This window comes from Tistrella sp. (assembly GCF_002684955.1).
GTDB lineage: Bacteria > Pseudomonadota > Alphaproteobacteria > Tistrellales > Tistrellaceae > Tistrella > Tistrella mobilis.
This window is the reverse complement of record NZ_NYWI01000030.1, coordinates 20615-39480: the sequence shown is the minus strand read 5'-3', so window position 1 is coordinate 39480 and position 18866 is coordinate 20615. Positions and strand designations below refer to the sequence as shown.

Here is an 18866-nt window from a genome sequence, read left to right as displayed (position 1 = left end):
TCGCCTCCCCCCTCAGGATCTACGAGAGGGCAGTTTCCGTTAACAGGTCAAGAACATCAAGTTCATTCGATGATATTCAACCGCAAGATTTAAATTTTTGTTTATCAAGTAATTGGAGAGAGGCTACACCGCCGGCAGCGTGCTCCGCACCGCCCCCGGCGACTGCCCCGTCACCCGCTTGAATGCCCGGCTGAACGCCGCCTGCGAGGCATAACCCAGCCGGTCGGCGACGATGTCGATCGGCAGCCGGTCGCGGCCGATCCAGCGGGTGGCGAGGCGCATGCGCAGGCCGGCCAGATAGCGCAGCGGCGTGGTGCCGGTGGCGGCCAGGAAGCGTTCGGCAAACACCGAGCGCGAGGCACCGGCAAGGCCGGCCAGCTCCGCCACCGTCCAGTCGCGGCCGGGGTCGCGATGCAGGGCCGCCAGCGCCCGGCCCAGGCGCGGATCGCGCAGCGCCTGCACCCAGCCCGAGGCTTCGCCGCAGCCGTTCTCCACCCAGCCGCGCAGGATCGAGGCCGCGACCACATCGGCCAGCCGCGCCAGGATCGCGGCAAAACCGGCGCGTTCGGCGCAGGCCTCGCGCTCCATCGCCTCCAGCATCGGCAGGATTTCGGGCGTGCGGTCGATCAGGGTGGCGACCGACATCACCTCGGGCATCAGCGCCACCAGGGGTTGCATGCCCCCCAGATCGAAGCTCATGCAACCGCTGAACACCACAGCACCCGTCCTGGGGCAGCATTCCGCATCACAGGCCTGCACCGCCTCTACCTGCGCACAGAGCGTCCGGGCCGCGAAATCGTCGAGATCCTGTCCGGGCCGGGCGGGATCGGAGAGCAGGGCATGGATGCCGCCGCGGGGCAACAATGCCGCATCGCCAGGCCCCAGCCGCAGCAGCTCGCCCGAGGGGCTTTGCAGGAAGACCTCGCCGCGGGCCACGAAGTGGAACTGTGCCCGCCCTTCATCAGAGGGGTCGTCTTGTCGCGGCCCGAACCGCACCCCGCGCGGGCGGGCGATCTGGATCCGCCGATAGCGGACACCGTCGAGCCGCATGCCCATCAGCAGCTCGCTCATCGGATCGGACAGAAGCTCGGCCATGGTTCCGGACTTTCGATCAAAGCTTCCGGATCAGATGGCATGGATCGTCCGGCAAGTCCAGCCTACCTTCCGCTCTCTTCCTCCAACCTCCCCCCCTCTCCCCGCCTTCCGTCGACAAGGATCAGATGATGAACGAGGCTGTCGCGACGGCCGCTCCGGCAGGCAGCGCCGCCCCCGCCTGGGGGGCCGTGTTTTCCATGGCGCTCGGCGTCTTCGGGCTGGTGACGGCGGAATTCCTGCCGGCCAGCCTGCTCACTCCCATGGCCGCAGATCTGGGCGTCACCGAAGGCCTGGCCGGGCAGGCGGTCACCGCCACCGCCGCCATCGGCCTCCTCGCCAGCCTGCTGATCCCGGCCGCGACCCGCGGGCTGGACCGGCGGGTGGTGCTGCTCGGCTTCTCGGGCCTGCTCGTCGCCTCCAACCTGCTCGCGGCCGTTGCCTCAAGCCTGCCCGTGCTGATCGCGGCCCGGCTGGTGCTGGGCGTGGCACTGGGCGGGTTCTGGGCCATGTCCACCGCCACCGTGATGCGGCTGGGGCCGGAAGCGGCGATCCCCCGGGCGCTGTCGATGGTCTTCGGCGGCGTCTCGGCCGCCACCGTCGCCGCGGCGCCGCTCGGCAGTTTCCTGGGGGATCAGCTGGGCTGGCGGGCGGTCTTCCTGATGGCGGCCGGGCTCGGCCTCGCGGCCTTCCTGGTCCAGTTCGCCACCCTGCCGCGCATGGCCGCCTCGGCCACCACCCGGCTCGGCACGCTGGTGCTGGTGCTGCGCCGGCCCCGGGTCGGTGCCGGCATGGTCGCGGTGCTGATGGTCTTCACCGGTCATTTCGCCGTCTTCACCTATGTCCGTCCCTTCCTGGAGACGGTGACCGGCGTGGGCATCCAGGGCGTGTCGGCCATCCTGCTCGGCTTCGGCCTCGCCAATTTTCTGGGCACCGGCCTTGCGGGGCCGGCCATCGCCCGCAACCTGAAGGCGGTGCTGGTGGCGATGCCGGCGCTGATGGTCGTGCTGGGCCTGGGGCTGGTGCTGGCCGGCGGCACCGTCTTCGGCGATGCGGTGATGCTGGCGCTCTGGGGCATGGCCTTCGGCGCGGTGCCGGTCGCCTGGTCCACCTGGCTGACCCGGGCGGCCCCCGACGAGGCCGAAAGCGGCGGCGGGCTGATCGTGGCCGCGATCCAACTCGCCATCGCCACCGGTGCGGCCGCGGGCGGGGTCATCTTCGATCTGAACGGCGCCCCGGGGGTTTTCCTCGCGGCCACCCTGGTGCTGGCCGCCGCCGCCCTGCTGATCCTGACGCGCGTCAGGATCAGTCCGCGGGGCACACTCAGTCCGCGGGAAGGGATTTGAGCACGCTGCCTTCGGTCTGCACCGCCCGGGCGCCGAAGGCACTGCCCCGCGCCAGCGCCTGCCCCATCTCCAGCCCGCGCAGCCAGGCGTCGGTCAGCCCGCCGGCAAAGGCGTCGCCGGCGCCGGTGGTGTCGATCACATGGTCGACCTTCCGGGCCGGGCAGCTGATCTTCCGGCCGTCGGCGGCAAAAGCTTCCGACCCCTCGGCGCCGTGGGTGACCACCACCCACTCCAGCCGGTCACCGGCAAGCCGCTGTGCGGCGCCGAGCGGGTCCGCCGCCGCGGCCGGCGCCAGATCGTCGATCGAGGCCACGAAGACCCGCGCCGGCCAGCTGCCGGCCGGCAGGGTCGGTTCATGTTCGGCCGGCGGGATCTGGGCGATCGCCGGCAGGCCGCGTTCGGCGGCGGCCACCAGCAGCCGGCCAGCCTCGGGGTTGCGGCTGTTCAGGAACAGGGCATCCATGCCGTCGAGCACGCTTTCCGGCGGCACCCAGGCCAGATGATGGCCGATCTTCAGGATGGTCCGCTCGCCTTCGGGATCCAGCAGCAGCATGGTCTCGGGCGAGTGGTCGAGATTGCGGTCGAGCCTGGAGACATCCAGCCCGCAGGCGGTCACATCCGCCACCAGCCGGTCGCCCAGCGCATCATGGGCCACGCGGGTGATCAGCGCCGGGTGATGGCCGGCAAGGGCGAGCGCCGTGCCGACATTGGCGCCGGACCCGCCGATGCGCGGGCCCTCGTCCACCCCGCGCGGCCGTCCGCCCGAGACGATGGGCCGGTCCAGGCGGATCACCCGATCGGCATTCAGGCTGCCGACGACGGCGATACGGGCAGGGAAGGGGGCAACCATGGGCGGAATGTCCTCCGATCAGTCAGCGGGGTCGGGTAGCCGCTCGCCGGCCCGACCCCGACCAGTCTGACCGTCGGGGCGCGCCGCGTCGAGGACCGCGAGCAGCCGGTCGAGGGTGGGCCCGTCCAGCGTGGCGATCCGCCGGGCCACCAGATTGGCCAGGCGGGTGGCCCGGGGATCCAGGCCGGCGGGGTCTACCGTCACCTTGGGATCGGACAGCCCGGCCAGCCGCTCCAGTTCCTCGGCCTCGTCCCAGATGATGTTGAAATAGGTGCAGATCTGGATCAGCAGCGACCGGGTCGGCACGCCGCGCCGGCCATGTTCCAGCGCCGAGAGATAGGCGTTGGAGATCTCCAGATCGCGGGCCATCTGCTTCTGGCTGATCCCGCGCGCGGCCCGAAGCTGGCGCAGGCGCTCTCCGAAGGGTGTCACCGCTCGCGTTTGAGCAGGATATAGGCGGCGCCGAAGCCGCCATGCATCTGCCGGGCCTGGGTGAAGGCCAGCACCTTCGACCGGGTCTCGGGCTCGTTCAGCCAGCGCGGCAGCTCGCTGCGGATCACGCCGGCCGGGTTGGTCGCCCAGGGCTCGCGCGGCGGCTCGGGGGTCTCGGGCACGGCCATGCCGCGGCGGCGCACCACCGGCTGCGGCCTGGGCCCCCCCTTGCCGGTGATCACCAGCACGCAGCGCAGGCCGCGGGCATGGGACCGGGCAATGAAATCGACCAGCATGCCGCGGGCCACCTCGCGGCCATGGCCGTGAAGGTCCAGCATCGCCTCCACCGGCATGGCGCCGCGGCGCAGCCGGGCCTGGCTGCGCCGGTCCAGCCCGTCGAAGGCCTTGCCGGTCAGCGCCTGAAGCGGTTCGGGTGCGGCCGGCCGGCGGCCTGAAGATGCGGGCCCGGGCACGGCCGCCGCAACCATGGTCCCCGGCAGCTCGGGAACCGGCGGCAGAGGTGGCGGCGGGGGCGGCACCGCCACCGCGTGACCGGGAAGCGGTTTCACATCGCTCATCGCCGAGCCGAACAGGTCCAGCTCCCCCCGGCTGATGCCGCGGGCGGAACGCGGCACCGGCCTGGCCTGCGGGGCGGGGGGCGGTACGGCGGCCGCGCGCCGGCGGGTGGCGGGCGCCACGCCCTGCTCGTCCCCCGCCGCCGCGGTTGCATGAACCGAGGGCAGATCGGGGCCGCGCAGCGACGAGCGTTCGGCGACGTCTTCCGAGCGCATCGCCCGTTCGAACAACCGCGCCTCGGCCTCGGGATCGGGCCGAAGCGCGTCCTGGTCGCCGGTTCGGGGAGGACGTGCGGGCATGGGCAGGGTCAGACCTCGTCGACGATCACCACATGCAGCCGCCGCGGTCCGTGGGCACCAAGCTCGATCTGCTGCTCGATGTCGCCGGTGCGGCTGGGGCCGGTGATCAGGTTGAAGGTACGCGGCGGGGCACCGCGTTCGGTGCGCAGCCTGGCCCAGACATCCTCGTAGGCGCGTTCCACGCGTGAGGCGGGCAGCACCACGATATGGGTCTCGGGCAGGAAATTCAGCGTGGTCGGATGCTCGGGCCCCGACGCCAGGGCCAGCGTGCCGGTTTCGGCGATGCCGGCGAAGGCGCTGGTCACCGAGACCTCGTCGGCCGCCTCGGCCGGGCCTGCGCGCAGGGTCAGCAGCGGTGCCGCCCCCGCCCAGTCGATCCGGTCGAGCAGCGGGTCGGGCGCCCGGCCGGCGGCCATCGGCAGGTTGCAGGCGGCCATGTAGTCGACCACCGCCGCCGGCACCTCGTCCAGGCGCGCGACCCGGGTCACCGTGCCCGCCACCTTCTGCAGCTGGTCGATGAACAGCGACACCCGGCCGGCCGGGTCCAGATCGGCCCGGGCCGGGATGGTGTTGGGGCGGTGGGCCTCGATCCGGGCGGCGACCCGGGCCCGGGCCTCGGCCTCGTTCGCCGGATCGCGGCGGATGCCGGCGCGCACCGCGCCCAGAATGCGGGCGCGGGCATCGTCGCCCTGGGAGATGGTCATCGGCCCTGCTCCTTCGCTGACCCGCGATGGCGGCGGGCGGTGGCGTCCCCCGGCGCCTGGGTCGGGCGGCCATCGGCCTTCCAGGCGGCCACGAAGCTGCGGCCTTCGGGCGCCGGCATGTCGCGGACACGGGTCCAGCCCCCGGCGAGCGGCAGCCGCTTCAGCCGACCCTGAGACCGGCCCATCCGGCCGAGCAGGGCGGCCGCGGTGCGCGTGACGAGGCGATAGGCCCGGGGCCGTTTCGCGAACCAGGCCCAGACCCCAAGCCCCCAGCGCTGCGAGGCGGGGCTGAGATGGCGTTCGAATTCCCGGGTCCGCCAGGCGCGCATCATCCGCGGCAGCGGGATCCGCACCGGGCAGACCTGTTCGCAGCGCCCGCAGAAGGTCGAGGCATTGGGCAGGTGGCCCGCCTCTTCCACGCCGATCAGCGCCGGGGTCAGCACCGCCCCCATCGGGCCCGGATAGACCCAGCCATAGGCATGGCCGCCGACGGTGCCGTAGACCGGGCAATGGTTCATGCAGGCGCCGCAGCGGATGCAGCGCAGCATGTCCTGGAATTCGGTGCCCACCATGCCCGAGCGGCCGTTGTCCAGCAGCACCACATGGAATTCCTCGGGCCCGTCCAGATCGCCCTCGCGCTTCGGGCCGGTCACCAGCGTGGTATAGGACGAGAACTCCTGCCCCGTGGCCGACCGTGCCAGCACTCTCAGCATGGTCGAGGCGTCTTCCAGCGTCGGCACCAGCTTTTCGATGCCGGCCAGCACGATATGGCGCTTCGGCAGCGACAGGGTCAGGTCGGCATTGCCCTCATTGGTCACCAGGATGATCGATCCGGTCTCGGCGACCAGGAAATTGGCGCCGGTGATGCCGACATCGGCGTCCAGATATTTCTGGCGCAGCACCTCGCGCGCCTCGCGGACCATGTCGGTCGGCTCGGTCAGGCGGCGGGTCTTGCCATAGCGGCCGTGATGGCGCAGGAACAGCTCCGCCACCTGTTCCTTGGTCTTGTGGATCGCCGGCGCGATGATGTGGCTCGGCGGCTCCTTGGCCAGCTGGATGATGTACTCGCCCAGATCGGTCTCGATCGGCTCGATCCCGGCCTTTTCCAGCGCATCGTTGAGCGCGATCTCTTCCGTCACCATCGATTTCGACTTGGTGACGGTCCGGGCATTGCCGGCGCGCGCCAGGTCCAGAATGATCCGCCGGGCATCAGCCGCGGTCTCGGCCCAATGGACCTTGCCGCCCCGGGCCTCCACCGCCTCGGCGAAGCGCTCCAGATAGATGTCGAGATGGCCGAGCACGTGGTTCTTGATGTCGCGCGCCTGGTCGCGCAGCGTCTCGAACTCGGGCAGGGCCGCCGCGGCGGCCGCCCGCTTGGGCACGAAGCCCGAGCGGATCTTGGCGAGCGAGGCCTGAAGATTGGCATCGCCCAGGGCGTCGTGGACATTGTCCTTAAAGCGGTGACTGGTCGCCTCCATCGGATCGCCCTCCCGCTCAGCGCCGGTCCGCGCCGGCGGCGGTGTCGCCGATGGCTGCGGTGTCGGTCATGTCGGCCAGAACCTCGGCCACGTGGCGGACCTGGATGGTGGAGCCCTCGCGCTTCAGCCGCCCGGCCATGTTCAGCAGGCAGCCCATATCGCCCGCCAGCAGCAGATCGGCATTGGTGGCGCGGATATCCGCCACCTTGTTGGAGACCATGCGGCCCGAGATTTCAGGGTATTTCACGCAGAAGGTGCCGCCGAAGCCGCAGCATTCCTCGGCCCCCGGCAGCTCGTTCAGGGTCAGCCCCTCGACGGTGCCCAGCAGCTTGCGCGGCTGTGCCTTCACCCCCAGCTCGCGCAGGCCCGAACAGCTGTCGTGATAGGTGACGGTGGCATCCAGCCTCGCCTTCACCCCCTCCATGCCGCGGACATCGACCAGGAAGGCCATCAGCTCATAGGTCTTCGCCGCCAGCCGGCGGGCCCGCGGCCCCCAGTCCGGATCGTCGCGCAGCAGCTCGGGATAATGGTGCGAGATCATGCCGCCGCAGGATCCCGACGGCACGACCACATAGTCGAAGGGCTCGAAGGCAGCGATCACCTCGCGCGCGATCGCGCGGGCATCGGCCCGGTCGCCCGAATTGAAGGCCGGCTGGCCGCAACAGGTCTGGCTGTCGGGCACCACCACCCGGCAGCCGGCCTCTTCCAGCAGCTTCGCCGTGGCGAACCCCACGCTCGGCCGGAACAGATCCACCAGACAGGTCGCGAACAGGCCGACCGTGGCCGGTTCGCGCGCACGGGCGGGCTTTGCCGCCGTCTCGCTTGGGGTATTCACCGTCGCTCGTCCTTCTGAAGCTTCGGACAGGCCCGCGCTTCTGCGGGGCCGGCCGGCATTTGCGGACGAGGATGGGGCGATGTGGCCGCGGAGGCAAGCCTGCCGCTCACCTCCGGGCGCTCAACCGCCCGCTGCTTCCGTCTCCGGGGCCGGTACGGTCGACGGATCGATGGCGAGCGGCAGCAGCACGGCATAGCTGCCGCGCTCCTTCATCCGCCCGGCGACCAGCTCGGCGAAATCGCCCGGACCCCAGAACACGTCGCCGCGCACCGCCCCCTTGATCGCGCCGCCGGTATCCTGCGCGATCATCAGCCGCCGGAGCGGCGTTTCCGAAAGCGCGCCGACGCCCGCCGGATAGCTGGCATCCAGCCAGACCGGCGCCCCCAGCGGCAGCATCGACCGGTCGACCGCCAGCGACCGGCCCGGGCTCAGCACCGCGCCCATGGCGCCCAGCGGCCCGTCGTCGTCCAGCAGCCGGAAGAACACATAGGAGGGGTTCTGATCCAGGATCGAGACCATCCGGTCGGGATGGGCGGCCAGCCAGGCGCGCAGGCTTTGCAGCGACACCTCTTCGGGCTTCATCTCGCCCTGATCGATCAGCACCTTGCCGATCGATCGATAGGGCCGGCCATTGGCCCCGGCATAGCCCACCCGCAGCACCCGCCCGTCGGGCAGCCGCACCCGGCCCGAGCCCTGGATCTGCAGGAAGAAGGCATCGACCGGGTCGTCGACCCAGAGCAGTTCCAGCCCGCGGCCGTCGAGCACGCCGTCGGCGATCGCCGCGCGGTCGTAATAGGGGGCGAACCGCCCGTCGGCCACCCGCCCGACCAGACGGCGACCGTCCAGCGCATCGTCGAAGGCGCCCAGATCCGCCACCACCAGATCCTCGGGCAGGCGGTAGAGCGGCACGTCGTGCCGGGCGTCGGGGGTCAGCGATCCGGCCAGTTCCGGCTCGTAATAGCCGGTGAACAGGCCGTTGGTGTCGCCATCCGGCTTCGCCACCTGCCAGGCGTTGAAATGGCGTTCAAAGAAGGCACGGGCCGCGCCGGCATCGTCCAGCGGCAGATCCACCGCCGCACCGCAGACATCCCGCCAGTGACCGACCGTGCCGAAGCGCCCGCCCCGGTCGAGCGGCGCCGCCACCGGCCGGCGCAGGATGATCCGGCACGAGATCTGGAAGGCGCCGAGTGCGGCCGACTGGTCGTCGTCGTCCCAGCCGGGCAGGTCGCCGAAGGCGATGCGGGTGAAGCGCAGCCCCTCGGCGGTCACCGCCGGCTGCGGGGCCGGCGGCGTCTCGGGTTCCGGCAGGTTGCGCGTGCTGAGATACCAGCCGCCGATCAGCGCCGCGCCGGCCAGCGCAAGCACGGCGAAGGCGCCCGCAAGGCGCAGGCTGCGGCCGCGCATTGCGGTCATTCGCCGCTGCGGGTCGCGGTCAGGATCCAGTTGGGATCGCTCGACCGGGTATCGCGCTCGAAGGTCCAGAGGTCGATCAGATCGATCTCCTCGGCACCGCCGGCGACCACGCGACCCTCGGCGTCCAGCGTCTGGTTGATCTGGGTGGTGGAGAAGCGCACCGTCACCTGCGCCATGCTGCCGGCCAGCCGGGCCTCGGCGATGCGCGGCTCGCGCACCGACACGATGCGGGTGCTGTGGGTCTCGCCCGCCTGCTCACGCGCATCGATCGCCTGGTTGAAGCCGGCCAGCACCTGCGGCGACAGCAGCATGGCCAGCGTCTGGCGATCGCCCCGGGCGAAGGCGTCGAGGATCATCTCGAAAGCCTGCTGGGCGCCGTCGAGGAAGCCCTTGGGATCGAAGTTGCGATCGGCGCGGCGGATATATTCCACCCCTTCCAGCGCCGGCTGGTCGATCAGCGACATCACCTTCTCGGACATCGGGAAGGGCAGCCCCCGGGCGGGCCCCGGCTGCTGGGCGCCGGCCTCGGCGGCCTTGGGGTCGCCGCTGCGGGGGGAGAGCGGGTTGCGCGTCTCTTCCGGCGGCCGTTCGTGGCCGGTGCGCGTGCCCAGAACGCCACGCAGGCGCAGCGCCACGAACACGGCGACGAGGGCGAAGAAGAGGATGTCGAGATATTCCATGGACATCAGGACCTGGCCGTCGGAGACGTCCGCACGAAGGATTTCGGCGGCGGAACACGATCGGTCGGCCGCGTCCGGCCGGCATTCGCACCCGCGGATCCCGGCACCCGATGGCATGGGTGCGGAAATGGGGTCGCACGAACGCGACGAGGGTTGGACGGCGCCGCCTCCACCCTTACATAAGGGTCGGTTCAGGAAAGGGCAAGCATGGTCGCCGCAGTCTCTCTGCTTCTCGCAATCCTCTTCGTGCCGCTGATCGAGGTCTTCCTGTTCATCCAGGTGGGCAGCGAGATCGGCGCCCTGCCGACGGTGGCGCTCTGCGTGCTGACCGCGGTGGCGGGTGCCGCCATGCTGCGCCATCAGGGTCTGAAGGCCCTGACCGAGGCCCGGGCCCGGCTCAACCGCAACGAGGCGCCGGTCGATCAGGTCTTCGACGGCCTGTTCCTGGGGCTGGCGGCCGTGCTGCTGATGGTCCCCGGCTTCTTCACCGATGCGATCGGCGGCCTGCTGCTGGTGCCGGCGATCCGCCGGCTGCTGCAGACCCAGATCCTCTCCCGCACCCGCTTCGTCATGACCGGCCGCCCGGGGCCGGGCCAGCCCGGCAGCCAGTGGCGCAGCCGTGACGGCAGCGTGATCATCGAGGGCGAATACTCGACGCCCGCCGATCGTCCCGGCCCGGCAGACGGTCGCCGCCGGCCCGACGACGACGAGCCGCCGCTGATCGGCCGCTGACCGACAGGACGGCGATCGACCACCGGTCACCATCCCCGGCGCTGCACTTGCACCGCGCGGGCGCACATGTTACGCCCGACATGGCCGGCGATCCGGTCGGCCCCAGATCAACACCTGCGTCACCCGGAGACCAGCACCCCATGGCCGACACCCAGACGCCCGAGGGCAACGGCGCAGCCGGCGCCGAGGCTTCGCCGCGCTTCCGCCTCGCCATCCAGTACATCAAGGACCTGTCGTTCGAGAACCCGAACGCGCCGCGCTCCCTGATCGCCTCGGCCCAGAGCCGGCCGAACATCCAGGTTTCGGTGAATGTCGGCGCCCAGCCGCTCGGCGACGACAATTACGAGGTCGAGCTGAAGCTGTCCGCCTCGGCGAAGCACGAGGAAAACACCACCTTCCTCTGCGAGCTGTCCTATGGCGGCGTGTTCATGCTCGAGAACTTCCCGCAGGAGCAGATCCAGCCCTTCCTGCTGATCGAAGGTCCGCGCCAGCTCTTCCCCTTCGCGCGCCGCATCATCGCCGATGCCACCCGCGACGGCGGCTTCCCGCCGCTGATGCTGGACCCGATCGATTTCGTGCAGCTGTTCCAGGCCGAGCAGCAGCGCCGCGCCCAGCCGCAGTAAGCCGCAGAGGCGGCGGCCCGGCCGCTGCAGCGCAGCCGTCTGCCTGAAACGCCGCCGCCCCGATCAGGGGCGGCGGCGTTTCGTTTTCAGAGCCACCGTCGTCCCAGAACACCCTCTTCCTGGAAGGATATCGGAATGCCGGGCCCCTTCCGCCACATCCTCCCGGCCCTTGCGCTGTGGCTTCCTGCAACCGCGGCCGGTGCCAACCCCCTCACACTCTGCACCCTCGTGACCGATCCGGCCGATCACCGGGTGCTGCTGCGGGAGGGCGGGGCCTGCGCCGTGCCGGTCACGCCCGCCTCGACCTTCAAGATCGCGCTTGCGGTCATGGGTTTCGAGACCGGCATCCTCGGTGACGCCCATCATCCGGTCCTGCCCTGGCGCGCGGGCTACCCGGCCTGGCGAGCATCGTGGAAGCAGGATACCCACCCCACCCGCTGGATCGATGAGTCGGTCGTCTGGTACTCGCAAGCGATCACCGCCCGGCTCGGCGCAGACCGTTTCGCGACGCTCACCCGTGATCTCGGCTACGGCAATGCCGATGTCTCGGGCGATCCCGGGGCGGATAACGGTCTCACCCGATCGTGGATCGGCTCGTCGCTGCGGATCTCGCCCGAAGGCCAGATCGATTTCCTCACCCGGCTGATCACGGGCCGGCTGCCGGTCTCAGCACGGACGGTGGCGCTGACCCGAGAGATCCTGGAGCAGTCACCACAACCGCAGGGCTGGCGCGTCTGGGGCAAGACCGGTGCCGCAAAGCGCCCGGCCGCCGACGGCCAGGGCGCAGACAGCCAGGGCGCGGAAGGATCGCGCGGGGCCTATGGCTGGTTCGTCGGCTGGGCAGAACAGGGCCTGGGCGACACCACCCGGCGGGTGATCTTCACCCGGTTGATCCTGGACGAGCGTGGCTTCCGGCCCGGCGATCCCCCCGGCCCGCACGCCCGCGACAGCCTGTTCGCCGATCTTTTCGGCACCGACGGGCTGCTGCGCTGACGCGTCAATCCTCAGCCAGCCAGATCGCCGCCTTCACCTCCTTCAGGATAAAAGCCTGATGGGCCTCCAGCTCGGCCGGGGTGGGCGTGTGGACCCGGGGCGGCCGGGCGATCGTGCGGCGGCGGCCGTCGGTCTCGCCCGGTCCGCCCCGACGGTCGGCGGCCAGGTCGAAACCGCGCTGGCGGTCGCCCAGAAGGTGCAGATACACCTCGGCCAGCAGCTGGGCGTCGAGCAGCGCGCCGTGCAGCAGGCGGTTGCTGTTGTCGACGCCGAAGCGGCGGCAGAGCGCATCCAGGCTGGCCGGCGCGCCCGGAAAGCGGATGCGGGCCATCTGCACGGTGTCGATCGACCGCGACATCGGGATGGGCTGGCGCCCCAGCCTGGTCAGCTCGGCATTGATGAAGCGCATGTCGAAGGCGGCGTTATGCGCCACCAGCGGCGCATCGCCCACGAAGTCCAGAAAGCGGTCGGCGACCTCGGCGAAGACCGGCTCGGTCTTCAGGCGCTCGGCCGTCAGCCCGTGCACCGCCACGGCCGCCTCGGGCACGTCGCGCTCGGGGTTGATATAGACATGGAATTCGGCACCGGTGCGCGCCTGATCCAGGATCTCGACGCAGCCGATTTCGACCAGCCGGTCGCCGGTGGCGGGGTCGAAGCCGGTGGTTTCGGTGTCGAAGGCGATCTCACGCACGCTTCTCGTCTCCTCGTTCGGCAGACGCGGATAAAGACGATCTCAGCCGCCGGGGCGCCGGCGCGGCCCCGTGGGCCGCCGGATCCGTGGCCGGTGCCAGTGATGCTTCCACATCTGGTGGCGATGCCGGCCGAACCCGTCCAGCGCCAGTTTCAGCGACCGGAAGGCATGGCCATGGCCCAGCCCGGTCTGGATCACGGCATCGGCGCCGCGGCGCTTTTCGGCATCCGGCACCTGTTTCGACAGAATGTCGCGAAACTTGGCCCGCGTCATCCCCGGACGGGCCAGCACCCGGCGGGCCTGCACCCAGTTGGGCGCGCTCACCACCAGCACGGCATCGACATGGGCATCGCCGCCGCCTTCGAACAGCAGCGGAATGTCCAGCACCACCATCGGTGCGCGCCGGCGGGCATGGGTCGCGATGAAGCGGCGCTGCTCGTCGCGCACCAGCGGATGGATGATCCGCTCCAGCGCGCGCAGCTCCGCCTTGCGCCCGAAGACCCGGGCGCCCAGCGCCACCCGGTCGATGCGCCCGTCCTTCAGTGCCTCGGGGAAGCGCTCGATCACCGGCCGGAAGGCGCGGCCGCCGGGGGCGAGCAGGGCATGCACGGTCGCATCGGCATCGAAGACCGGCACGCGCAGCCGCCGGAACATCTTCGAGGTCGTCGACTTGCCCATGCCGATGGAACCGGTCAGGCCGATGATCAGCATGGGGCCTCCGCTCCGATCAGATCGGCGGCGACATGCCGGCGCAGCGCCGCATCGACCACGGGCCGCACCCCGAACCAGCGCTCGAAGCCCGGCACCGCCTGGTGCAGCAGCATGCCCAGCCCGTCGACCGCGACCAGCCCGCGGGCGCGGGCCGCCGCCAGGACCGGGGTCTCCAGCGGGTCGTAGACGATGTCCGACACCACCAGCCGGTCATCCGCCCGCGCAAGATCGATCTCGAGCGGCGGCTGGCCGTGCAGCCCCAGGCTGGTGGTGTTGACCAGCGTGCCGCACCCGGCCAGCAGATCCGATCTGGCCGCCCAGTCCACCGCCTCCAGCACCGTCGCCGGGCAATGTGGCGCCAGATCACGGATCAGGGCCGCAGCCCTTTCGGCCGTGCGGTTGGCGATCAGGATCCGCTCGGCGCCGGCCTCGGCCACGGCATAGACCACGGCGCGCGCAGCCCCCCCCGCCCCCAGCACCAGGGCCGGTGCCGCCGCATCGCGTGCCGGCGCCCCGGCCGCCAGGGCGGCACCGAAGCCCCAGGCGTCGGTATTGGTGCCGGTGATCCGGTGGTCCTCGCCGAAGACCAGGGTGTTGACCGCACCGATCGCGCGGGCCACCGGCTCGACCTCGTCGCAGAGCGGCAGCACCAGTTCCTTGTGCGGCAGGGTCAGATTGACGCCGCGGAAGCCCATGCGGGGCAGGGCCGGCAGGGTCTCGGCCAGATCCCCGGGCCGGATCGCCAGCGGCAGATAGGCGCCGTCGATCCGGTGGCGTGCCAGCCAGAAGCCGTGCAGGCGCGGCGACCGCGAATGGGTGACGGGGTGTCCGATCACGCCGGCCAGCCGTGCGGCGCCGCTGATCCAGACGGGATGCAGGGGTTCGGTCATCGGGCGCCCGTCCGTCAGCTCGGGATCACGCCGCGCAGGCGCAGGAAGTCCAGCAGCTCGATCAGCGGCAGGCCCAGTATGGTGAAATAGTCGCCCTCGACCTTCGAGAACAGCTGCGCCCCCAGCCCCTCCAGCTGATAGGCGCCGACCGAGCCCAGCACCGCCTCTCCGGCCCGGTCCAGATACTGGTCGATGAAGGCGGGGGACAGCGGGCGCATGGTCAGCCGGGCGCGGCCGATGGCATGCCAGACCCGGGCGCCGTCGATGGTGACCACCGCGGCCGAGATCAGCTCGTGGCGCCGGCCCGACAGGGCCTCCAGCGTCGCGCGGGCGCCGTCGCGATCGGCGGGCTTGTCGAACCAGCGGCCGTCGGCCACCAGCATCTGGTCGCAGCCCAGCACCGGCACCCGGCCGGCACGGCCCGAGATCCGGCGGGCCTTCATCTCGGCCAGCATCACCGCCACATCCTCGGCCGGCGCACCCTCGGCGGCCATCGCCTCTTTCACCGCCGTCTCGTCGATGCGGGCGGGCAGGGCCAGGAAATCGAGCCCGGCGCCCTTCAGCAGCTGCGCACGGGCGGCACTCTGGGAGGCCAGGATCAGCCGCGGTTCCGCGGCGGCGTCGGTGTCGTCACGGGTCGGCACAGGGGTCATCCGATCAACTCTCCCCCAGATGGCGCAGATACATCTGATAGATCGCGGCGGCGGTTTCCTCGATCGACCGGCGGGTCACGTCGATCACCGGCCAGCCCTTGCGCTCGAACAGCCGGCGGGCGGCGATCACCTCGGTGCGCACCGCATCGATGTCGATATATTCCCCGTCATCGGGCTGGTTCAGGCTCAGCAGCCGGTTGCGGCGGATCTGCACCAGCCGTTCGGGGCTGGTGGTCAGCCCCACGATGAACGGCCGGGTGGCGCCCTCCACCTCCTCCGGCAGGGGCTGGCCGGGCACCAGCGGCACATTGGCGGCCTTCACCCCGCGATTGGCCAGATAGATCGCGGTCGGCGTCTTGGAGCTGCGCGACACGCCGACCAGGATGATATCGGCATCGTCGATGTCCCAGAGCGACTGGCCGTCATCATGGATCAGCGCGAAATGCATCGCATCGATCCGGGCGAAATATTCCTGGTCGAGCATATGCCGCCGCCCGGGCCGGCGGGAGACCGACACCCCCAGATAGCCGCTGACGATGTCGGTGATCTGGTCCAGCACCGGCACGCAGGGGACCTTCAGCCGCCGGCAGGCCTCTTCCAGCCGCTCGCGCAATTCGCTGAGCGCCAGCGTATACATGACCAGGCCCGGATGGGCCTCGATCGACTGGATCACCTTTTCCAGCTGCGCCGGAGAGCGGACCAGCGACCAGACATGCTCGCGCGCATCCACCCCGTCGAACTGGGCCAGCACGGCACGGGCGACCGTGTTCACGGTCTCGCCGCTTGAATCCGACACCAGATGCAGGTCGAACAAAACCTGTTCGCGATGCAGATCTGCACCATGGCCGCCGCCGCGCAATGCCGGCGCGGCACCCGCTGCCCCGTCGGCAGAGGGGCTGAGCGCGGGGGCTGCGGGGGGGGGGCGCGGCGGCGCCGCGGTCGGCTCGTCTTCGGCCATCCGGATCTCCAGCAAGCGTCGTCGGGGGCGATGTTCGCGCCCTGTTCATGCCCCGTTCACGGCTGTGGATAACCCGGAATTACGGGGGCCGAACGGGGTCTGGCGTCGGGCGCTCATATTGCGTCACCGCTCTTCATCTGTCATCCGCCGAGCCGTCTCCATGTGGGCAGCCGCCCGGGGATGGCGGCGACGGAGCGAGGACGGCCGTCGGGGAGGGTGGAGTTTTCCACGTTATCCACGACATTATCCCCCGAGACTCCGCGCGCGACTCCGGAGTTATCCACGCGGGCCTCCCAAGGGTGCCGCCAGATCGTCCACATGGGGGCTTTTCTGTGGATGGTTTGTGAATGGGTGGGGATCCCCGATATCCACAGGCACCCTCTATCCTCTACAACCTTTCCATCCCGAATCCCTTCCTTTCTGCAGATGGGGCCTTGTCCACAGGGCGAGAGAACTGCAGTCTGGGGCCGGAACATGCGGTTCGCATGGTTCGAACGAAAGCCGGAGCGCAACGGGGTTGTGCAGCCGAACGGGTGGCTTTTGCCATCATCAGGCGTTGCCGTTTCGGCAACGCCATGCCGATCCGGCAACGGCAGAGACGTTCGGTCGCAGCCGAAAACGAAAATCGCCCACGGACTCCGCTGGAATCGAATCTTCCGAACGGGCATGATCCGCGCGACCGGCGGCAGGGCCGGCCGACCGTCCTTTGCCGACGCGGCCGTCTGCCTGCCAGAGATCCGAGGACCGCATCGATGACCGAGACCACCAAGCCGCTGCTCGCCGCCCTCAAAGGCGGGCATCCGGATCGGACCCCGATCTGGCTGATGCGTCAGGCCGGCCGCTACCTGCCGGAATATCGCGAGCTTCGGGCGCGCTCGAAGGGGTTCCTCGATCTCTGCTACAGCCCGGATCTCGCCACCGAAGTGACCCTTCAGCCGCTGCGCCGCTTCGATCTGGATGCGGCGATCCTGTTTTCGGACATCCTGGTCGTGCCCCACGGGCTGGGTCAGACGGTCTGGTTCGCCGAAGGCGAGGGGCCGCGGCTCGATCCGATCCGTGATGCCGCGGGCCTGGCCGCGCTCGATCCCGAACGGGTCACCTCTTTCCTGGCGCCGGTCTACGAAACCGCCGCGCGGGTGAAGGCGGCACTGCCCGAGGGCCGGGCGCTGATCGGTTTTGCCGGCGCCCCCTGGACCATCGCGACCTATATGGTCGAAGGCGGTTCCAGCAAGGATTTCCTCAACACCAAGCGCTGGGCCTATGGTGACCCGGACGGCTTCCAGGTGCTGATCGATCTGATCGTCGATGCGACCGTCCGTCATCTGGAGGCGCAGATCGCCGCGGGTGCCGAGGCGGTGCAGATTTTCGACAGCTGGGCCGGGGCGCTGGACGAAGACGGGTTCGATCGCTGGACGGTCACGCCCATCCGCAGCATCGCCAGCCGGATCCGTGCCGCGCATCCGGATCTGCCGATCATCGGCTTTCCGAACCGGGCCGGCACGCTATATGAGCATTTCGTCCGGAATGCCGGTGTCGATGCGGTCAGCGTCGACCCGACCTGGAGCGTGGAGGCGATCGCCACCCGTCTCCGGCCGCATGTCGCGGTTCAGGGCAATCTCGATCCCGGCCGTCTGGTCGCGGGCGGGCCGGATCTCACCCGCAGGGTGCGGAAGATATGTGACCGGCTGGCTCCGATGGGCGGTTTCGTCTTCAATCTCGGCCATGGCGTCCTGCCGCCGACCGATCCCGGCCATGTCGCCCAGGTGATCGCTGCAGTGCGCGAGGCCGATGCCGCGAGAGTCTGATACAGGTTATGATCAAGGAACGTGACAATAAGGAAACGGGACGAATCGCTGTCCTGTTGTTCAATCTCGGCGGGCCCGACGGGCCGGATGCCGTTCAGCCGTTCCTGTTCAACCTGTTCTTCGACCCGGCGATCATCTCGCTGCCCCTGCCGCTGCGCTGGGCGATCGCGAAGCTGATCAGCACCCGTCGTGCGCCCTTTGCGCGGGAAAACTACGCCCTGATGGGCGGCGGCTCGCCGCTTCTGCCGGAAACCCTGCGCCAGGCCCGGGCGCTGGAGGCGGAGCTGTCGGGTCGCGGGCAAACGGTCAGGGCATGGCCGGTGATGCGCTACTGGCATCCCTTCGCGCCCGAGGTGGTGGCCGAGGTCAAGGCCTGGGCGCCCGACCGGATCATCGCCCTGCCGCTCTATCCGCAGTTCTCCACCTCGACCAGCGCCTCGTCGCTCAAGGACTGGGATCGGGCCGCTCGCAAGGCCGGGCTCAGGGTGCCGACCTCGACCGTCTGCTGCTGGCCGGTCGAACCCGGCCTGGTCGAGGCGCATGCGAGCCTGATCGTGGAGCGCTGGCACCAGGCCGAGGCCGAGGCACCGGGCCGGCCGATGCGCATCCTGCTCTCGGCCCATGGCCTGCCGAAGAAGATCATCGAGCGGGGCGACCCCTATCAGTGGCAGGTGGAACAGAGCTGTGCCGCGGTGATGGACCGGGTGGCGGCGATGCTCGGCCGGCCGCTTGAGACCATCGACTGGCAGGTCTGCTATCAAAGCCGGGTGGGGCCGCTGGAATGGATCGGCCCCTCGACCGATGCCGAGGTCGAACGGGCAGGGCGGGACGGTTGCGGCCTGATCCTGGTGCCGATCGCCTTCGTCTCGGAACATGTCGAGACCCTGGTCGAGCTCGACGTCGAATACCGCCACCTCGCCGAAAAATCCGGCGTCGCGCCCTATCTGCGGGCGCCCACACCCACCACCCATCCGGCCTTCATCCGCGGGTTGGGCGATCTGGTGATGCAGGCGGCGGGGCGCGAGGGGGTGGCGCCCGATCGGGCAGGGCCGTCCTGTCCCGCAAAATTCGGCCGCTGCGCCTGCCGCGCCCATACCTGACGCAC

20 protein-coding genes are annotated in these 18866 nt (G+C 70.3%); 6 read left to right on the top strand and 14 right to left on the bottom strand.

Annotated elements, in window-relative coordinates; genetic code table 11:
- Positions 1–123: 123 nt before the first annotated feature.
- The gene (locus CMO28_RS09070) at positions 124–1095 is read right to left on the bottom strand and encodes an AraC family transcriptional regulator (protein ID WP_296712776.1); all 972 of its coding nucleotides are present in this window, start codon (positions 1093–1095) and stop codon (positions 124–126) included.
- Between the two features lie 128 nt (positions 1096–1223).
- Here CMO28_RS09070 and CMO28_RS09065 point away from each other — a divergent pair, with 128 nt between their 5' ends.
- Positions 1224–2438, top strand: coding sequence for an MFS transporter (locus CMO28_RS09065; RefSeq protein ID WP_322111323.1), 1215 nt, complete (start codon positions 1224–1226; stop codon positions 2436–2438).
- Here CMO28_RS09065 and CMO28_RS09060 read toward each other — a convergent pair.
- The 8 genes from CMO28_RS09060 to CMO28_RS09025 all read right to left on the bottom strand — a co-directional run bounded on the left by CMO28_RS09060 (position 2416) and on the right by CMO28_RS09025 (position 9711).
- On the bottom strand, positions 2416–3288 hold the full coding sequence (locus CMO28_RS09060) for a carbohydrate kinase family protein (protein ID WP_296712770.1): 873 nt from the start codon (positions 3286–3288) through the stop codon (positions 2416–2418). The genes CMO28_RS09065 and CMO28_RS09060 overlap by 23 nt on opposite strands.
- An 18-nt stretch (positions 3289–3306) precedes the next feature.
- Complete coding sequence (locus tag CMO28_RS09055) at positions 3307–3720, bottom strand: helix-turn-helix domain-containing protein (protein ID WP_296712767.1); 414 nt, start codon at positions 3718–3720, stop codon at positions 3307–3309.
- Positions 3717–4595 (bottom strand): Smr/MutS family protein, encoded by an 879-nt coding sequence (locus tag CMO28_RS09050; protein WP_296712764.1) that lies wholly within the window; start codon positions 4593–4595, stop codon positions 3717–3719. The genes CMO28_RS09055 and CMO28_RS09050 overlap by 4 nt, the downstream gene beginning before the upstream one ends.
- 8 nt (positions 4596–4603) lie before the next feature.
- Complete coding sequence (locus CMO28_RS09045; RefSeq protein ID WP_062761276.1) at positions 4604–5299, bottom strand: LutC/YkgG family protein; 696 nt, start codon at positions 5297–5299, stop codon at positions 4604–4606.
- Positions 5296–6777: a LutB/LldF family L-lactate oxidation iron-sulfur protein gene (locus CMO28_RS09040; RefSeq protein WP_062761279.1), complete on the bottom strand. Its 1482-nt coding sequence runs from the start codon at positions 6775–6777 to the stop codon at positions 5296–5298. The genes CMO28_RS09045 and CMO28_RS09040 overlap by 4 nt, the downstream gene beginning before the upstream one ends.
- Positions 6778–6793: 16 nt before the next feature.
- A complete protein-coding gene (locus CMO28_RS09035; protein ID WP_062761281.1) occupies positions 6794–7612 on the bottom strand; it encodes a (Fe-S)-binding protein in 819 nt (272 codons plus the stop codon).
- A gap of 120 nt (positions 7613–7732) precedes the next feature.
- On the bottom strand, positions 7733–9025 hold the full coding sequence (locus CMO28_RS09030; protein WP_296712756.1) for a murein transglycosylase A: 1293 nt from the start codon (positions 9023–9025) through the stop codon (positions 7733–7735).
- Positions 9022–9711, bottom strand: coding sequence for a Tim44/TimA family putative adaptor protein (locus tag CMO28_RS09025; RefSeq protein WP_296712753.1), 690 nt, complete (start codon positions 9709–9711; stop codon positions 9022–9024). Before CMO28_RS09025 ends, CMO28_RS09030 begins: the two co-directional genes overlap by 4 nt.
- Positions 9712–9912: 201 nt before the next feature.
- Between CMO28_RS09025 and CMO28_RS09020 the strand changes: the two genes are divergently transcribed.
- From CMO28_RS09020 to CMO28_RS09010, 3 genes are all read left to right on the top strand, one after another.
- Positions 9913–10437: an FxsA family protein gene (locus CMO28_RS09020; RefSeq protein WP_296712751.1), complete on the top strand. Its 525-nt coding sequence runs from the start codon at positions 9913–9915 to the stop codon at positions 10435–10437.
- A gap of 140 nt (positions 10438–10577) precedes the next feature.
- Entirely contained in the window at positions 10578–11060 is a 483-nt protein-coding gene (secB, locus tag CMO28_RS09015; protein ID WP_062761288.1) for a protein-export chaperone SecB, read from the top strand.
- Positions 11061–11195: 135 nt separating this feature from the next.
- On the top strand, positions 11196–12053 hold the full coding sequence (locus tag CMO28_RS09010) for a penicillin-binding transpeptidase domain-containing protein (protein ID WP_296712748.1): 858 nt from the start codon (positions 11196–11198) through the stop codon (positions 12051–12053).
- A 4-nt stretch (positions 12054–12057) separates the two neighbouring features.
- Here CMO28_RS09010 and dnaQ read toward each other — a convergent pair whose 3' ends face one another.
- From dnaQ to CMO28_RS08985, 5 genes are read right to left on the bottom strand one after another with little or no spacing between them, the layout of a single operon-like run.
- Complete coding sequence (gene dnaQ, locus CMO28_RS09005; RefSeq protein ID WP_296712744.1) at positions 12058–12744, bottom strand: DNA polymerase III subunit epsilon; 687 nt, start codon at positions 12742–12744, stop codon at positions 12058–12060.
- Between the two features lie 42 nt (positions 12745–12786).
- Entirely contained in the window at positions 12787–13455 is a 669-nt protein-coding gene (gene coaE, locus CMO28_RS09000) for a dephospho-CoA kinase (protein WP_062766657.1), read from the bottom strand.
- Positions 13449–14345, bottom strand: coding sequence for a shikimate dehydrogenase (locus tag CMO28_RS08995; RefSeq protein ID WP_296712740.1), 897 nt, complete (start codon positions 14343–14345; stop codon positions 13449–13451). Before CMO28_RS08995 ends, coaE begins: the two co-directional genes overlap by 7 nt.
- A 14-nt stretch (positions 14346–14359) precedes the next feature.
- A complete protein-coding gene (locus CMO28_RS08990; protein ID WP_296712737.1) occupies positions 14360–14998 on the bottom strand; it encodes a Maf family protein in 639 nt (212 codons plus the stop codon).
- Between the two features lie 4 nt (positions 14999–15002).
- Positions 15003–15956 (bottom strand): pyruvate, water dikinase regulatory protein, encoded by a 954-nt coding sequence (locus CMO28_RS08985; RefSeq protein WP_296712735.1) that lies wholly within the window; start codon positions 15954–15956, stop codon positions 15003–15005.
- 752 nt (positions 15957–16708) lie between these two features.
- Here CMO28_RS08985 and hemE point away from each other — a divergent pair.
- Together hemE and hemH are read left to right on the top strand one after the other, a co-directional pair.
- Positions 16709–17761 (top strand): uroporphyrinogen decarboxylase, encoded by a 1053-nt coding sequence (hemE, locus tag CMO28_RS08980; RefSeq protein ID WP_014746920.1) that lies wholly within the window; start codon positions 16709–16711, stop codon positions 17759–17761.
- 8 nt (positions 17762–17769) lie between these two features.
- The gene (gene hemH, locus CMO28_RS08975) at positions 17770–18861 is read left to right on the top strand and encodes a ferrochelatase (RefSeq protein ID WP_296712731.1); all 1092 of its coding nucleotides are present in this window, start codon (positions 17770–17772) and stop codon (positions 18859–18861) included.
- Positions 18862–18866: the final 5 nt, after the last annotated feature.

Coding starts and splice junctions, on each gene's coding strand:
- CMO28_RS09070 (WP_296712776.1), bottom strand. CDS start 1,095: ATGGCCGAGCTTCTGTCCGATCCGATGAGCGAGCTGCTGATGGGCATG.
- CMO28_RS09065 (WP_322111323.1), top strand. CDS start 1,224: ATGAACGAGGCTGTCGCGACGGCCGCTCCGGCAGGCAGCGCCGCCCCC.
- CMO28_RS09060 (WP_296712770.1), bottom strand. CDS start 3,288: ATGGTTGCCCCCTTCCCTGCCCGTATCGCCGTCGTCGGCAGCCTGAAT.
- CMO28_RS09050 (WP_296712764.1), bottom strand. CDS start 4,595: ATGCCCGCACGTCCTCCCCGAACCGGCGACCAGGACGCGCTTCGGCCC.
- CMO28_RS09045 (WP_062761276.1), bottom strand. CDS start 5,299: ATGACCATCTCCCAGGGCGACGATGCCCGCGCCCGCATTCTGGGCGCG.
- CMO28_RS09040 (WP_062761279.1), bottom strand. CDS start 6,777: ATGGAGGCGACCAGTCACCGCTTTAAGGACAATGTCCACGACGCCCTG.
- CMO28_RS09030 (WP_296712756.1), bottom strand. CDS start 9,025: ATGACCGCAATGCGCGGCCGCAGCCTGCGCCTTGCGGGCGCCTTCGCC.
- CMO28_RS09025 (WP_296712753.1), bottom strand. CDS start 9,711: ATGTCCATGGAATATCTCGACATCCTCTTCTTCGCCCTCGTCGCCGTG.
- CMO28_RS09020 (WP_296712751.1), top strand. CDS start 9,913: ATGGTCGCCGCAGTCTCTCTGCTTCTCGCAATCCTCTTCGTGCCGCTG.
- secB (WP_062761288.1), top strand. CDS start 10,578: ATGGCCGACACCCAGACGCCCGAGGGCAACGGCGCAGCCGGCGCCGAG.
- CMO28_RS09010 (WP_296712748.1), top strand. CDS start 11,196: ATGCCGGGCCCCTTCCGCCACATCCTCCCGGCCCTTGCGCTGTGGCTT.
- coaE (WP_062766657.1), bottom strand. CDS start 13,455: ATGCTGATCATCGGCCTGACCGGTTCCATCGGCATGGGCAAGTCGACG.
- CMO28_RS08995 (WP_296712740.1), bottom strand. CDS start 14,345: ATGACCGAACCCCTGCATCCCGTCTGGATCAGCGGCGCCGCACGGCTG.
- CMO28_RS08990 (WP_296712737.1), bottom strand. CDS start 14,998: ATGACCCCTGTGCCGACCCGTGACGACACCGACGCCGCCGCGGAACCG.
- CMO28_RS08985 (WP_296712735.1), bottom strand. CDS start 15,956: ATGGCCGAAGACGAGCCGACCGCGGCGCCGCCGCGCCCCCCCCCCGCA.
- hemE (WP_014746920.1), top strand. CDS start 16,709: ATGACCGAGACCACCAAGCCGCTGCTCGCCGCCCTCAAAGGCGGGCAT.
- hemH (WP_296712731.1), top strand. CDS start 17,770: ATGATCAAGGAACGTGACAATAAGGAAACGGGACGAATCGCTGTCCTG.